This window comes from Kribbella polygonati, from assembly GCF_050320105.1.
In the GTDB taxonomy this organism is placed as follows: Bacteria; Actinomycetota; Actinomycetes; order Propionibacteriales; family Kribbellaceae; genus Kribbella.
Map to the genome: position 1 here is coordinate 498715 of NZ_CP190129.1, position 13831 is coordinate 512545.

Below are 13831 nucleotides of genomic sequence, written 5' to 3' on the forward strand. Positions count from 1 at the left end.
CGACCGAGGAGGCTGTGATGAAGCGTGTGGCCACTGTGACGGGTGTGGTGGTGCTCGGCCTCGCCGGGCTGGTCGCGTGCGGCGGGAACGGCTACGGCTCCGGGTCGAGCACGAGCACCAGCTCGGCGCCGCCGTCGACCCCGGCCGGGGGTACGGCGAAGCTCGCGACGGCGACCGTCGGCTCGCTCGGCAAGGTGGTTGTCGACGGCAACGGGCGGACGGTGTACGTGTACGACAAGGACACCAAGGGCAAGTCGAACTGCGAAGGCGGCTGCCTGGCCCTGTGGCCCGCGGTGGCGGCCGGGTCCGGCGCCCCGCAGCTGACCGGCATCGACGCCTCGCTGGTCAGCACGATCACGAGGTCGGACGGCAGCAAGCAGTTGGCCATCAACGGTATGCCGCTGTACCTCTACACGCAGGACACCCAGGCCGGCCAGGCCAACGGTCAGGCGTTCGGCGGACTGTGGTGGGCGGTCTCCGCGAGCGGGCAGAAAGTCACCACCCGGTCGGGTGGCTCGGGTAATGGCAACGGCTACTGATCCGACCGGCGCCGGTCTGGTGTGGACGGCCGCGGCTCCCGGTATCGTGCGGTCGGTGGGTAACACCCCAGCGCCGCAGGACGCGGAGACGCTGATTCGCACGCTGTACGCCGAGCACGGGCGCAGCCTGCTCGCGTACGCGACCCGGCTGACCGGAGACCGGGCCGCCGCGGAGGACGTCGTACAGGAGACGCTGTTGCGGGCGTGGCGGCATGCGGACGACCTGGCCGCCGGCAAGGGGTCCGTACGCGGGTGGCTGCTGACCGTGGCGCGGAACCTGGTCACGGACCGCGCCCGCGCCCGCGCGGCCCGTCCGGCCGAGGTGGCGGACGTGGTGGACCGGCCGCCCATCGAGGGGGACCACTCCGAGTCCGTGGTGAACACCATGGTGGTGATGGAGGCCCTCGACAAGGTGTCGCCCGAGCACCGTGAAGTACTCGTGCAGCTGTACTACCGCGGCCGGTCCGTGGCGGAGGCTGCGAAAGAGCTGGGCGTTCCGCCCGGTACGGTCAAATCACGTACGTACTACGCCCTCCGAGCTCTGCGCGCGGTGCTGGCAGAGAAGAACGCGGAGGTGTCCTATGAGTGAGCACGACCGTACGCAGCTGGGCGCCTACGCGCTCGGTGCGCTGGAACCGGCCGAGGCTGCCGAGGTAGAGGCACACCTGGCCACCTGTGCCGAGTGCCGCACGGAGCTGGCCGAGCTGAGCGAGCTGACGGACTTCCTGGGCGAGGTGCCGCCGGAGGCGTTCCTGGACGGTCCGCCGGAGGGCGGCGACCTGCTGCTGCAGCGGACGCTGCGGGAGGCACGTTCGCCTGAGGAGACAGTGGTGGCGGTGGCTCCGGTGAAGCGCCGGTCGCGCTGGCTGCTCGTTGCTGCGGCGCTGGTGCTTGTTGCTGGTGTGCTGGGCGGCGGTGTGGCGATAGGACGGGCGACTGTGCCGGCCAACGACCAGCCTGTCGCCGGGTCCAAGCAAGTGACCACGGTGGACACCACCACAGGCGCGCACATGACCGCCGCCGTCGAGCCACGGCCGGGCTGGAGCTGGGTACAGGTTCAGCTGACGGGCCTGAAGGCCGGTGACCAGTGCGAGATGATCGTCACGGACAAGGCCGGCTACAGCTGGACCGCAGGCAGCTGGCTGGTGTCGGAGAAGGCTGCCAAGAACGGGAGCACGTTCGGCGGCGGCGTACTCGTCCCACTGGACCAGGTGCACTCGGTGGAGATCCGGACTGTTCAGGGAAAGCATGTGGTGACAGCCACGCTATAGGGGAGGATGGAGCCGTGGCTACTACCTCCGAGGACCTGCGGGAGCGCCGGAAGAACGCGGCGAACAACTGTGAGCGCTGGCTGTCGAACCGGCGGGTGCCGGCAGCCGAGCGACTGCGGGAGCTCGCGGAGGTGGTCACCGACGACCAAGTCGATGTCTACGGCAACGGTGGCGAGGTGGAGGCGCTGGAGCAGGAGGTGGCCGAGCTGCTGGGCAAGCCGGCCGCGGTGTTCCTCCCGACCGGCATCATGGCGCAGCAGGCAGTACTGCGGGTGTACGCCGACCGCGCAGGCACGAGCCGGGTGGCCGTGCACGGGCTGTCCCACCTGTTGCTGCACGAGCTGAACGCACTGGAAGAGGTCCACCACCTGCGGATCGAGCGGATGACGTCCGACCCGCGTCAGCCGCGGCCGGACGAGCTGGCCGCGATCCCTGGCGCGCTGGCCGCCGTAACGCTGGAGCTGCCGCTGCGTGACGGCGGGTTCGTGCTGCCGACCTGGGACGAGCTGGTGATGTTCTCCGAGGCCTGCGCTCAGCGCGGTGTACCGCTGCACCTGGACGGCGCCCGCCTGTGGGAGAGCACGCCGTACCTGGGTCACAGCCTCGCGGAGGTCGGTGCGCTGGCGTCGACCGTGTACGTGTCGTTCTACAAGATCCTCGGTGCGGTCAGCGGTGCGGCACTGGCCGGGCCAGAGGACGTGATCGCCGAGGTACGTCGCTGGCAGCGCCGGCTCGGCGGCAACCTCTACTCGCTGTTCCCGTACGCCGTGTCCGCGCGCGAGGGTCTACGGACCGTGCTCCCGCTGATGGACGACCTGCACCAGCGGGCCGTCGAGGTCGCAATGGCCTTGCAGAGCGAGGGTTTCCGGGTGTTTCCCGAGCCACCGCACAGCAACTCGTTCCGGGTGTACGCGCCGCGGGCCGCCGAGTCGATGGAGCACGCGGCCGTCGAGCGGATGGAGCGGACGCGGGAGTCGCTGGGCGGTCCGTGGAGCGCGGCCGACGTACCGGGATGGTCGTGGACCGAGCTGGTGATGACGCCGTTGACGCTGGAGTGGCAGGTCGACGAAATCGCCAAGGCGTTCGGGGAACTTCTGACGCGTTAGGTACGTCAGGGAGTGTGTTGGGTGTGGGGATCCGGGGAGAGAAGTGCTGACATTCGTCGTCACCATGGTTGTTCTGTTGGTTCTGTCGGGGCTCGTGCTGCTGGCCGTGGCGCGAGGTGAGGGGAAGCGTTTCGGCTAGCTGAGCGCGTCCACGATCGCTTTGACGATCGGGGCGGCGATGGTGATCGTCGGCAGTACGAGTAGCGCGACCGCGCCGGTGTAGGTGATCGCGGACAGCCGGCGTTCGGTGGCCGCAGGCCCGGCCAGTCGCTCGACCCGCAGTACGGTGGCGGACTTGGCCGCGGCCAGTGCCGCTTCGGGTGCGGGGGATCCGGCCAGTGCTACCAGTGCGCGGGCCAGCGGCCGCGGGCCGTTGCGGCGCCGGGCGTCGTCGTCGGCGAGTAGTTCGACCAGTGTGCGCGCCTGCTCGAGTGCTACGTCGCTACGTACCCAACGGGGGAAGGCGTGGTGCAGTGCGGTGAACTCCTCGAGCACGAGGTCGTGCCGCGCGCGTAGGTGCGCCTGCTCGTGGGCAAGTACTGCCTTGAGCTCACTGTCGTCCAGCCGGTCCAGTGCGCCGACGGAGACGACAACGCGCGCACCACGCAGCGCGGGCAGGCAGTACGCCAGTGGTGTCTCCTCGGCCAGCACCCGTAGCCCAGGGATCAGGCCGTCGGGTGTCGCCAGTACGTCGACCAGGTCGCGGTGCCGCTTCCGCCTGGCGCGCGTACCGACAGCCACCCGCCCGACCGCCCAGAAGAGCCGTACGACGACCAGGGCGACCATGGCGAGGATCAACGCAGCCACCAGGTCCCGTGGCGACGCAGGGTCGAACCGGGGCTGCCCAGGCCGTCCCGCGATCCAGTAGGACAGGGCAATACCGGCACCAAGAGCAGCCAGTACGGCGGCCAGCGCGATCGACTGCCAGAGGATGACCGCCGCCCGGGGAACCCGGTACGGCCACTCGGAACGAGCCAGCAGAGCCGGAGCCGGGCCGGTGAGTACCAGCGCCAGGACGGCCAGCAGGACCGGGGTGGTCACCCCTGGTTGTCCAACCTGGACAAGGCGTCACGCAGCAGCGCGGCCTCTTCGTCGGAGACCTGGCCGACAAAACGGACCAGGGCCTCCCGGCGGTCGCCGGCACGGTCCAGGGCGTCCCGCATGAGGTCGGCGGCCAGCTCCTCACGGGGCGCGGCGGCGCGGTAGCGCCAGGCCTTGCCGTCCCGCTCGCGCTCGGTCAGCTTCTTCTTCGCAAGCCGGTCCAGAACGGTCATCACAGTGGTGTAAGCGAGCTCACGGGTCTGGGACAGCCGCTCGTGCACCTCGCGCACGGTCAGCGCGGCCGGAGCGGCCCAGAGTTGCTCCATCACCAGGCGTTCCAGCTCGCCCAGAGGGCGCGGTCCTTTGTCCTCACTCGCCACGTGGCAAGTATAACTACACGTCGTAGTAGATCTGCGCTAGCATCTACTACGTAACGTCGTAGATGGGCTGGGGAGGCCTTCCGATGGACACCCTGGATCTGGCACGGTGGCAGTTCGCGATCACCACCGTGTACCACTTCTTCTTCGTACCGGTGACGATCTCGCTGGTCGCGATCACCGCCGGCCTGCAGACCGCCTGGTACCGGACCGGGAAGGAGAAGTACCTCCGGCTGACCAAGTTCTACGGGAAGCTGTTCCTGATCAACATCGCGATGGGCGTGGTCACCGGGCTGGTGCAGGAGTTCCAGTTCGGGATGAACTGGAGCGACTACTCGCGGTTCGTCGGGGACGTGTTCGGCGCCCCGCTGGCGCTCGAGGGCCTGCTCGCGTTCTTCCTCGAGTCGACCTTCATCGGGTTGTGGATTTTCGGCTGGGAGCGGCTGCCGAAGCTGGTCCACCTGGGCTGCATCTGGATGGTGGTGCTCGGCACGCAGCTGTCGGCGTACTTCATCCTGGCCGCCAACTCGTGGATGCAGCACCCGGTCGGCTTCCGCTACAACGCCGCCCGCGGCCGCGCGGAGCTGACCGATCTGTGGGCGGTGCTGACCAACAAGGTCGTGCTGGTCACGTATCCGCACACGATCTTCGCGGCGTTCATGGTCGGCGGCGCGTTCGTCGCGGGTGTCGCGCTGTGGCATCTGCTCCGGCGGCCGTCCGTCGACCGGGACGTCTTCCGGAGCGCGCTGAAGATCGGTGCGTCCGTCGTACTGGTCGCCAGCGTCGGCGTCGCGATCAGCGGCGACCTGCAGGGCAAGGTGATGACCGAGGTGCAGCCGATGAAGATGGCGGCGGCCGAGGCGTTGTACGAGACCGAGAAGCCGGCGTCGTTCTCGGTGTTCACGGTCGGCACGCTGGACGGGTCGAAGGAGATCTTCTCGATCAAGGTGCCGTACCTGCTGTCGTTCCTGGCCACCGGGCACTTCGGCGGCGAGGTGAAGGGCATCAACTCGCTGCAGGACGCGTACGAACAGCTCTACGGTCCGGGGTCGTACAAGCCGAACATCCCGCTGACCTACTGGACGTTCCGGCTGATGATCGGGGTCGGGATGCTGTCCGCGGCGATCGCGCTCTGGCTGCTGTGGACCACCCGCCGCGGCCGCGCGCCGGCTCGCTGGCTGATCTGGGCGGTGGCCCCGCTGCCGCTGCTGCCGCTGCTCGCGAACACCTTCGGCTGGGTCTTCACCGAGACCGGGCGGCAGCCCTGGCTGGTGTTCGGGCTGTTGCCGACGGCATCGGGTGTCTCACCCGGCACGACGAGCGGCGAGGTGATCACGTCGCTGGTCGGCTTCACGCTGCTGTACGGCGCCCTCGCGGTGGTCGAGACCAAGCTGATGCTGCGCACGATCCGCGGCGGTCTCGCCGGGACCGACGCGCCCGCCGACACCGGCTCGGACGAGCCTGACAAACCGCTGTCGTTCGCGTACTGAGGAGCTCTTCGAGATGGAACTGTCGACTGTGTGGTTCATCGCGATCGCGATGCTCTGGACCGGGTACTTCATCCTCGAGGGGTTCGACTTCGGCGTCGGCATGCTGTACCGCGTGCTCGGCCGGAACGAACCCGAACGGCGGGCCGCGATCGAGACCATCGGGCCGGTCTGGGACGGCAACGAGGTGTGGCTGATCATGGCCGGCGCGGCGACCTTCGCGGCCTTCCCGGAGTGGTACGCGACGCTGTTCAGCGGGTTCTACCTGCCGCTGTTCTTCATCCTGGTCGGGCTGATCGTCCGCGGCGTCGCGCTGGAGTATCGCGGCAAACGGGACGATCAGGCCTGGCGGTCCCGGATGGACGTCATGATCGTGGTCGGGTCGGTGCTGCCCGCGCTGCTCTGGGGCGTTGCCTTCGGCAACATCGTGCGCGGCGTACCGCTGGACGCGAAGCACGAGTACGTCGGGAGCTTCGGGACGCTGCTCAACCCGTTCGCGCTGCTCGGCGGGCTGACGTTCGTGGCGGTGTTCGTGACGCACGGCGCGATCTTCCTGGCGCTGCGGACCACCGACGACCTGCGGGTCCGCGCCAACCGGCTCGCGACCCGGGCCGGCGTGGTCGCGGCGGTGCTGACGATCGCCTTCCTGGTCTGGGCGCAGGTGCTGCGCGGTGACACGGCGTCGGTGGTGCTCACGATCGCCGCGATCGTCGCCTTCGCCGGTGGCTGGGTCGCGAACGTGCTGCGCCGCGAGGGCTGGGCCTTCGTCGGTACGACGCTGGCGATCGGGCTGGCCGTGGTGTCGCTGTTCGTCGCACTGTTCCCGGACGTGATGCCGTCGACGCTGCCAGGTACCACGCTCACCGCCGTGGACGCCGCCTCCTCGTCGTACACGCTGAAGGCGATGACGATCATCACGGCGATCTTCCTGCCGCTGGTGCTGCTCTACCAGGGCTGGACGTACTGGGTGTTCCGCAAGCGGGTCGTGGCCGCATGAAGCCGCTCGACCCGCGGTTGCTGCGGCGCGCACGGGGCGCACGGGTGTTCCTGGCGGCGTCGGTGGTGATCGGTGTGCTCAGCGGCGTACTGATCATCGTGCAGGCGGTCCTGCTCGCGCATGGCATCGCAGGTGTCGTACTGCGGGGCAGTGGGGTCGGTGTGGTCGCCTGGGGGCTCGCTGCTGTGGTAGCTGGGCGGGCGCTGCTGGTGTGGGCGCAGGAGGTCGTGGCGCAACGTGCTGCGGCCGCGGTGAAGTCAACGCTGCGACGGCAGGTGCTGGAGCACTCGTTGAAGCTGGGGCCGGTGTGGTTGAGCGGTGAACGCAGCAGTGCGCTCACAACGCTGCTGACAAAGGGCCTGGACGACTTGGACCCGTACTTCGCTAGGTACCTGCCGCAGCTCGTGCTGGCGGCGACCGTGCCGGCGGGGGTGATCGGGTGGATGGCTACGGGCGATCTGATCGCCGCGGGGACCGTGCTGATCACCCTGCCCTTGATCCCGATCTTCATGGCGCTTATCGGGTGGGTGACGCAGGCGCGGAGCCGGCGGCGGCAGCACGCCTTGGCGGTGTTGGCGCATCACTTCGCCGATGTTGTCGGCGGGCTGACCACCTTGAAGCTGTTCGGGCGGGCCAAGGCGCAGGAGTCCGCCGTACGGCGGGTGACCGATCAGCACCGGGCCGCGTCGATGGGGAGCCTGCGGGTCGCGTTCCTGTCGTCGTTCGCGCTGGAGCTGCTGGCGAGTCTGTCGGTCGCGTTGGTCGCTGTGGGCGTCGGGCTTCGGCTGGTGGACGGGAAGCTCGGGCTGGAGACGGCGCTGATGGTGCTGATCCTGGCGCCCGAGGCGTACCTGCCGCTGCGGCAGGTCGGCCTGCAGTTCCACGCGAGCGCGGACGGGGTGGCCGCGAGCGAGGAGATGTTCCGGGTGTTGGAGACGCCGCTGCCGGAGCGGGGCGAGCGGGTCGACGTACCGGATCTGCGGGTGACGCCGCTGCAGCTGTACGACGTGACCGTCACGTATCCGGGGCGGGAGGAGCCGGCGCTGGACGGGTTCGACCTGGAGGTGCGGCCGGGGGAGGTGGTCGCGCTGACCGGTCCGAGCGGCGCGGGGAAGTCGACCGTACTGGCTGTGCTGCTCGGCTTCGTCGTACCGGATCGCGGCGTGGTGGTTGCGGGTGGGAGCGCGGCTGATGAGTTCGTACCGGCCGAGTGGCGGCGGCAGTTCGCGTGGGTTCCGCAGAACCCCGGTCTCCGCTTGGGCACGGTCGCCGACAACGTCCGCCTGGCCCGTCCTGAGGCCACCGACGCCGAGGTCCGCGCCGCGTTGTCCGCTGCTGGCGCTGCCGACCTCTCGCTGGACAAGCCTGTCGGCGAACAAGGCCGACAACTGTCCGGCGGCCAGCAACGCCGAGTAGCCCTGGCCCGTGCACTCCTCACCGACGCCCCCGTCCTCCTCCTGGACGAACCCACCGCCGGCCTGGACCCCGACACAGAGGCCCAGGTCATCACCTCGCTCCGCACCGCCGGCCGCACGATCGTCCTGGTGGCCCACCGCCCAGCCTTGATCGCAGCCTCCGACCGCACCGTCTCCGTCGGCACCCGAGAGCTGGTGAACGCATGAAGGGTCGACTGGTCCTGGCGCTTGTGCTGGGTGTTGCCGCATCTGGTTCCGCAGTGGCTCTGCTGGCTACGTCTGCATGGCTGATCACAGCCGCGTCCGCTCAGCCGCCCGTGCTGCTGTTGATGGTGCCGATCGTGGCCGTACGGGCATTCGGCGTCGGACGAGGCGTCTTCCGGTACGTCGAGCGGCTGGTCGGGCACGACGCGGCGTACCGAATGCTGGGGGAGACCCGCGCTCGGGTAACCGGTCAGCTGGAGAAGCTGGCTCCGCTCAAGGGCCAGCGGCAGGGCGACCTGCTGGCGCGACTCGTGCTGGACGTAGACGCGGTGCTGGACCTCTGGCTGCGCGTACTGCTGCCAGTAGCGGTCGCAGCGGTAACAGCCACCGCCACGGTCGCCCTCCTAGTCGTACTGCTCCCAACAGCAGGCGCAGCCGTTGCCCTGGCGGTTCTTATCGCCTGCACCGTCGTACCGTGGCTGACCGCCCGTACCGCGGACCACGCCGAGCGCAGCATCGCCGGCGCCCGCGGTGACGTAGCGGCCAACACGACCGAGACCCTGCTCACCGCGGCCGACGTACTCGCCTACAACGCCGTAGACACCGTCCTGGACGACTTCACCCGCCACGACGCCCGGCTGGCGGCAGCCGAACGCCGATCCGCCTGGAGCACAGGCCTTGGCAGCGCCCTGCTCGTCCTGTGTGTCGGCGGCGCCAGCGTTGCCGCCCTGGTCCTCGGCAGTACGGCGCACATCACCGGCGCAGTCTTCGCCGTACTGGTCCTCACACCGCTAGCGCTGGCCGACGTACTGGGAGGCATCCCCGCCGCCGCCCAACTGGCCATTCGCGTACGGGCGTCCCTCGCAAGAGTCCAGGAACTCGTCGACAGCCCCCCACCGGTCACCGACCCGCTGAGCCCTCTCCCGCTACCGCCAGGCCGGGACCTGCAGGTGAAACTCCTCCGCGTTGGGTACGACGAGACCGACGTACTGGACGGCCTGACCGTCGACATGCCCGCCGGGAGCCGCGTCGTGATCACCGGACCGAGCGGATCCGGCAAGAGCACGCTCGCAGCCGTCCTGCTCCGCTTTCTCGAGCCACGCGGCGGGGAGGTCCTCCTGGACGGCGTAGACCTTGCCAGCCTCGAAGGCGACCAAGTGCGCACAGTCGTCGGCCTGCTGACCCAGGAGAGCCACGTCTTCGACACGAGCATCCGGGAGAACCTGCTGCTCGCAAAGCCCGGCGTGAGCGACCTCCAGCTCTGGAGAGCGCTCTACCGCGCCCGCCTGGGCGTCTTCGTCGAGAACTTGCCGGACGGCTTGGACACGATGGTCGGCGAGCACGGTGCCCGCCTTTCCGGCGGTGAGCGTCAGCGGCTCGCCTTCGCTCGGCTCCTGCTCGCCGACCGCGACGTACTGGTCCTGGACGAGCCCACCGAGCACCTGGACGAGGAGACCGGCCGGGCGTTGCTGGCCGACCTGTTCGCCGCGGCCGGCGACCGTACCGTGGTGCTGCTCACCCATCGTCCCGAACTGGTTCCTCCTCACGTTCCGCGACAACTGGTTTGCCTGACGTGACGAATGCGTGCGGCGGGCCGGGCGTCTGTCAAGATGGGGAACCGTGTTGACCCCACAGCTCGTCTCGCTGCTCACCGACCAGGCGCTGATCACGATCGTGGTCGTGATCGCGGTCGTCCTGGTCGTCGGTACCACCGGTCTGGTCGTCGCCCGGCGGCGCCGCGGAGAGTTGCCCTCGGCCACCAAGCCGGCCGTCGAGGCGCCCGAGACCACCCCCGGGACCACGCCGGAGACCACGGCCGAGCCACAGGTCGGCGACGACGCCGAGGCGCCGCGCGACACCGCGACCCGGACCCTCGAGGACACCGAGCTCCCGGAGACCACCCTCGAGAAGCCGGAGTCCGCACAGGGCCGCCTGGTCCGGCTCCGCGCCCGGCTGGCCCGATCCCAGGGCTCGCTCGGGAAGGGCCTGCTGGCGCTGCTGTCCCGGGACAAGCTCGACGAGGAGGCGTGGGAGGACATCGAGACCACGCTGATCACCGCCGACGTCGGGGTCGCGCCGACCCAGGAGCTGGTCGAGAAGCTGCGGACCCGGATGCGGGTCGAGGGCGTCGGTGCCGACCAGGCCCGGCAGATCCTCCGCGAGGAGCTGGTGGACCTGGTCGACCCGTCGATGGACCGGTCGATCAAGGCGAGCCGCAGGGACGGTCAGCCCGCCGTCATCCTGATGGTCGGCGTGAACGGCACCGGCAAGACCACGACCGTCGGCCGGCTGGCCCGGGTGCTGATCGCCGAGGACAAGCACGTCGTCCTCGGCGCCGCCGACACCTTCCGGGCGGCCGCGGCCGACCAGCTGCAGACCTGGGGCGAGCGGGTCGGCGCCCGCACCGTCCGGGGTCCCGAGGGCGGCGACCCGGCCAGCATCGCGTTCGACTCGGTCAAGGAGGGCATCGCGGAGGAGGCGGACGTCGTCCTGATCGACACCGCCGGCCGTCTGCACACCAAGACCGGCCTGATGGACGAGCTCGGCAAGGTGAAGCGGGTGATCGAGAAGTCCGCCGAGGTCGACGAGGTGCTGCTGGTCATCGACGCCACCACCGGCCAGAACGGGCTCACCCAGGCCCGGGTGTTCGCCGAGGTCATCGACGTCACCGGTCTGGTCCTGACCAAGCTTGACGGTACGGCGAAGGGCGGCATCGTGATCGCCGTCCAGCGCGAGCTCGGCGTACCGGTCAAGCTGGTCGGCCTTGGCGAAGGTGCGGACGACCTGGCACCGTTCGACCCGGAGCAGTTCGTCGACGCACTGCTGGACTGAACGAAGGGGGAACCGGGATGACCAAGTTCATGCTGCTGATGAACATGGACGGCGGGAACTGCGACACTCCGATGCTGGAGTGGGACAAGGCCGACATGGACGCGCACATGAAGTACCTGGGCGACCACGTGGAGCGGCTGCGGCAGAGCGGCGAGCTGGTCGAGGTGAACGCGCTGACCTGGCCCAAGCACGCCAAGGTGGTCCGGGCGACCGGCGTGAGCGCTCCGGTGCTGACCGATGGCCCGTACGCCGAGTCCAAGGAGGTCCTGGCCGGCTACACGCTGATCGACGTCGAGTCGGAGGAGCGGGCGCTCGCGATCGCCGCGGAGCAGTCGAGCGCTCCCGGGCCTGGCGGCGTACCGCTGGAGCAGCCGATCGAGGTCCGCCGGCTGATGGACGCGGATGGCGACCTCGAGGACTTCTGAGCAGGGCTTCGAGGACCTGCTGCGTGAGCTGACGCCGCAGGTCCTCGGCGCGGTCGTGCGCTGGTCCGGGGACTTCGCGGCGGCCGAGGACGCCGTACAGGAGGCCCTGGTCGCGGCTGCGACCACCTGGCCGCGGGACGGCCGGCCGGACAACCCGAAGGCCTGGCTGATCCAGGCGGCCTCGCGGCGGTTCATCGACGAGGTACGCCAGCAGCAGGCCCGCCGGCGCCGCGAGGAGCGTGCAGCGCTCCGGGAGGTGCCGTTGGGCGAGGTCGAGGAGTACGACGACACGCTTCGGCTGCTGTTCCTGTGCTGCCACCCCGCACTCACGCCGGCGTCGGCGATCGCGCTGACGCTGCGGGCTGTCGGCGGACTGACCACTGCCGAGATCTCCACGGCGTACCTCGTGCCGGAAGCGACGATGGCGCAGCGGATCAGCCGCGCCAAGCAGAAGCTGAAGGGTGCGAGCTTCGAGCTGGACGCGGACGACGACCGGCTGCGCAACGTGCTGCACGTCCTCTATCTGATGTTCAACGAGGGCTACACGAGTACCAGTGGCGAAGAGCTGCACCGTAGCGACCTGTCGGGCGAAGCGATCCGCCTGACGCGCGCCGTACGCGCTCAGCTGCCTGACAACGGGCAGGTCACCGGGCTGCTCGCCCTGATGCTGCTGACCGACGCCAGGCGTGCAGCGCGGACCGGTAAGGACGGGGAGCTCGTTCCGCTTGCTGAACAGGACCGGACGCTCTGGGAGCAGGCGTACATCACCGAGGGCGTGGCTCTTGCGGTGGAGGCGTTCAACAGCCCGCCGTTGGGGGAGTACCAACTGCAAGCGGCCATCGCCGCGCTGCACGACGAGGTGGGCCGCGCCGAGGACACCGACTGGCCGCAGATCCTCGCCCTGTACGGGCTGCTGGAGGACCTGTCCGGCAACCCGATGGTGAAACTCAACCGTGCGATCGCAGCCGCCATGGTGGACGGCCCTGACGCCGGCCTGAAGCTCCTCGAACCGCTGGACGCGGAACTGGCCGGCCACTACCGCCTGGACGCCACCCGCGGGCACCTGTACGAGATGCGCGGGGACCACGAGACCGCCGCCGGGCACTTCCGGGCGGCGGCCCGTGGTACGACGAGCACGCCGGAGCGCGACTACCTGCTGGCGAAGGCAGCCTCGCTCGGTCAGGCGTAGCGCGCGAAGCCCGCCGCGACGTCGGCCTTCGTTGCCAGCAGCAACCGAAGCAGGATGCGCGCCTTGTACGGATCGAGAAAGCCGCCGTCGACCAGCCCGCGGCGCAACAGGTCGGTCTCGGAGCCGGGGGAGTGGTACGTGTTCCGCACCACCGAACCGGCTCCGGTCCGGGACGTGAGTACGACGGGCATCCGGGCGGCGAGGTCTCCGAGCACCGGAGCGAGTGCGGCCGGCACGTGGCCGACGCCGTACCCGGCAACCACGAGGCCCTGGTGTGTGTCGGCGAGGCCCTGCAGCAGCAGACCGTCGTCGTCCATGGTGACCGTGTAGAGCGCGACCCTGGCACTGTCTCCGTGGGCCTGGATGCTGTCCAGGCGTTGCGGGCGCATAAGTACACGGACCTGGTCCTCGACGACGTGTCCGAGCGGTCCGGTGTTGGGCGACTGGAACGTCGCAGTACTGGTGCTGTGCGTCTTACGGACCCAGCGAGCTGCGTGGATCTCTTCTTTGAAGACGACCAGGGCGCCCAGGTCACGTGCAGCGGGGGAGCATGCGACGCGCAGAGCGGCGAGTACGTTCGCTGGGCCGTCCGGACCGGCCAGCGTCGGGTTGCGCATCGCTCCGGTGAACACGAGCGGCTGCGGATGCGGCCAGACCAGGTCGGCGAGGAAGGCGCTCTCTTCGAGCGTGTCGGTGCCCTGCGTGACCACGGCCCCGACTGCACCGTCCGCTACGGCCTTGGCAGCGGCCTCGACGACCTCCAGCAGCTTCGCTGCGGTCAGATTCGCGCTGGGGATCTTCTCGATGTCCTGGATCTCCACCTCGTGCCCGAGGTCGGCAAGACCGGGCATCGCGGCGGTGAGGTCCGCACCGGTGAGGCGACGGCTGCCCGCCATCGAGATGGTCCCGCCCAACGTGAACAACGCGATGGCCACGCCGTGTCTCCTG

General features: G+C 69.6%; 14 protein-coding genes. 11 read left to right on the forward strand and 3 right to left on the reverse strand.

From position 1 onward, the window contains the following. Nucleotides 1–17: 17 nt before the first annotated feature. From ACQHIV_RS02300 to ACQHIV_RS02315, 4 genes are read left to right on the forward strand one after another with little or no spacing between them, the layout of a single operon-like run. Nucleotides 18–539, forward strand: a complete 522-nt coding sequence (locus ACQHIV_RS02300) for a COG4315 family predicted lipoprotein (protein WP_427891168.1) — start codon at nucleotides 18–20, stop codon at nucleotides 537–539. A 55-nt stretch (nucleotides 540–594) separates the two neighbouring features. Next, complete coding sequence (locus ACQHIV_RS02305; RefSeq protein ID WP_427891170.1) at nucleotides 595–1128, forward strand: sigma-70 family RNA polymerase sigma factor; 534 nt, start codon at nucleotides 595–597, stop codon at nucleotides 1126–1128. Continuing rightward, the gene (locus ACQHIV_RS02310; RefSeq protein ID WP_427891171.1) at nucleotides 1121–1810 is read left to right on the forward strand and encodes a zf-HC2 domain-containing protein; all 690 of its coding nucleotides are present in this window, start codon (nucleotides 1121–1123) and stop codon (nucleotides 1808–1810) included. Before ACQHIV_RS02305 ends, ACQHIV_RS02310 begins: the two co-directional genes overlap by 8 nt. Nucleotides 1811–1824: 14 nt before the next feature. Beyond that, nucleotides 1825–2916 carry a threonine aldolase family protein gene (locus tag ACQHIV_RS02315; RefSeq protein WP_427891173.1) on the forward strand — a complete coding sequence of 364 codons (1092 nt, stop codon included), beginning with the start codon at nucleotides 1825–1827 and terminating at the stop codon, nucleotides 2914–2916. A 135-nt stretch (nucleotides 2917–3051) separates the two neighbouring features. On the opposite strand, the gene ACQHIV_RS02320 is transcribed toward ACQHIV_RS02315, so the two are convergent. Then, on the reverse strand, nucleotides 3052–3957 hold the full coding sequence (locus ACQHIV_RS02320) for a M56 family metallopeptidase (protein ID WP_427891175.1): 906 nt from the start codon (nucleotides 3955–3957) through the stop codon (nucleotides 3052–3054). Beyond that, complete coding sequence (locus ACQHIV_RS02325) at nucleotides 3954–4337, reverse strand: BlaI/MecI/CopY family transcriptional regulator (RefSeq protein WP_427891177.1); 384 nt, start codon at nucleotides 4335–4337, stop codon at nucleotides 3954–3956. Before ACQHIV_RS02325 ends, ACQHIV_RS02320 begins: the two co-directional genes overlap by 4 nt. An 83-nt stretch (nucleotides 4338–4420) precedes the next feature. Here ACQHIV_RS02325 and ACQHIV_RS02330 point away from each other — a divergent pair, with 83 nt between their 5' ends. Genes ACQHIV_RS02330 through ACQHIV_RS02360 form a run of 7 tightly spaced genes read left to right on the forward strand, consistent with a single transcriptional unit; the run spans nucleotide 4421 to nucleotide 12883 of the window. After that, nucleotides 4421–5824: a cytochrome ubiquinol oxidase subunit I gene (locus tag ACQHIV_RS02330; RefSeq protein ID WP_427891178.1), complete on the forward strand. Its 1404-nt coding sequence runs from the start codon at nucleotides 4421–4423 to the stop codon at nucleotides 5822–5824. A gap of 13 nt (nucleotides 5825–5837) precedes the next feature. Next, nucleotides 5838–6818, forward strand: a complete 981-nt coding sequence (gene cydB / locus ACQHIV_RS02335) for a cytochrome d ubiquinol oxidase subunit II (protein WP_427891180.1) — start codon at nucleotides 5838–5840, stop codon at nucleotides 6816–6818. Next, entirely contained in the window at nucleotides 6815–8440 is a 1626-nt protein-coding gene (cydD, locus tag ACQHIV_RS02340) for a thiol reductant ABC exporter subunit CydD (protein WP_427891182.1), read from the forward strand. Before cydB ends, cydD begins: the two co-directional genes overlap by 4 nt. Next, nucleotides 8437–10014 (forward strand): thiol reductant ABC exporter subunit CydC, encoded by a 1578-nt coding sequence (cydC, locus tag ACQHIV_RS02345; RefSeq protein WP_427891184.1) that lies wholly within the window; start codon nucleotides 8437–8439, stop codon nucleotides 10012–10014. The genes cydD and cydC overlap by 4 nt, the downstream gene beginning before the upstream one ends. A 43-nt stretch (nucleotides 10015–10057) precedes the next feature. Beyond that, nucleotides 10058–11269, forward strand: a complete 1212-nt coding sequence (gene ftsY, locus ACQHIV_RS02350) for a signal recognition particle-docking protein FtsY (protein ID WP_427891186.1) — start codon at nucleotides 10058–10060, stop codon at nucleotides 11267–11269. Between the two features lie 17 nt (nucleotides 11270–11286). Continuing rightward, nucleotides 11287–11694, forward strand: coding sequence for a YciI family protein (locus tag ACQHIV_RS02355; RefSeq protein WP_427891188.1), 408 nt, complete (start codon nucleotides 11287–11289; stop codon nucleotides 11692–11694). Further along, the gene (locus tag ACQHIV_RS02360) at nucleotides 11672–12883 is read left to right on the forward strand and encodes an RNA polymerase sigma factor (RefSeq protein ID WP_427891190.1); all 1212 of its coding nucleotides are present in this window, start codon (nucleotides 11672–11674) and stop codon (nucleotides 12881–12883) included. Before ACQHIV_RS02355 ends, ACQHIV_RS02360 begins: the two co-directional genes overlap by 23 nt. On the opposite strand, the gene ACQHIV_RS02365 is transcribed toward ACQHIV_RS02360, so the two are convergent. Then, nucleotides 12874–13818: an asparaginase gene (locus ACQHIV_RS02365; protein WP_427891191.1), complete on the reverse strand. Its 945-nt coding sequence runs from the start codon at nucleotides 13816–13818 to the stop codon at nucleotides 12874–12876. The two genes, ACQHIV_RS02360 and ACQHIV_RS02365, sit on opposite strands and share 10 nt — an antisense overlap. Between the last annotated feature and the right edge of the window lie 13 nt (nucleotides 13819–13831).

Bases quoted from the DNA above. Each gene is read 5' to 3' on its own strand.
- ACQHIV_RS02300 (WP_427891168.1), top strand. From the start codon at position 18: ATGAAGCGTGTGGCCACTGTGACGGGTGTGGTGGTGCTCGGCCTCGCC.
- ACQHIV_RS02310 (WP_427891171.1), top strand. From the start codon at position 1,121: ATGAGTGAGCACGACCGTACGCAGCTGGGCGCCTACGCGCTCGGTGCG.
- ACQHIV_RS02330 (WP_427891178.1), top strand. From the start codon at position 4,421: ATGGACACCCTGGATCTGGCACGGTGGCAGTTCGCGATCACCACCGTG.
- cydB (WP_427891180.1), top strand. From the start codon at position 5,838: ATGGAACTGTCGACTGTGTGGTTCATCGCGATCGCGATGCTCTGGACC.
- cydD (WP_427891182.1), top strand. From the start codon at position 6,815: ATGAAGCCGCTCGACCCGCGGTTGCTGCGGCGCGCACGGGGCGCACGG.
- cydC (WP_427891184.1), top strand. From the start codon at position 8,437: ATGAAGGGTCGACTGGTCCTGGCGCTTGTGCTGGGTGTTGCCGCATCT.
- ACQHIV_RS02355 (WP_427891188.1), top strand. From the start codon at position 11,287: ATGACCAAGTTCATGCTGCTGATGAACATGGACGGCGGGAACTGCGAC.
- ACQHIV_RS02360 (WP_427891190.1), top strand. From the start codon at position 11,672: ATGGCGACCTCGAGGACTTCTGAGCAGGGCTTCGAGGACCTGCTGCGT.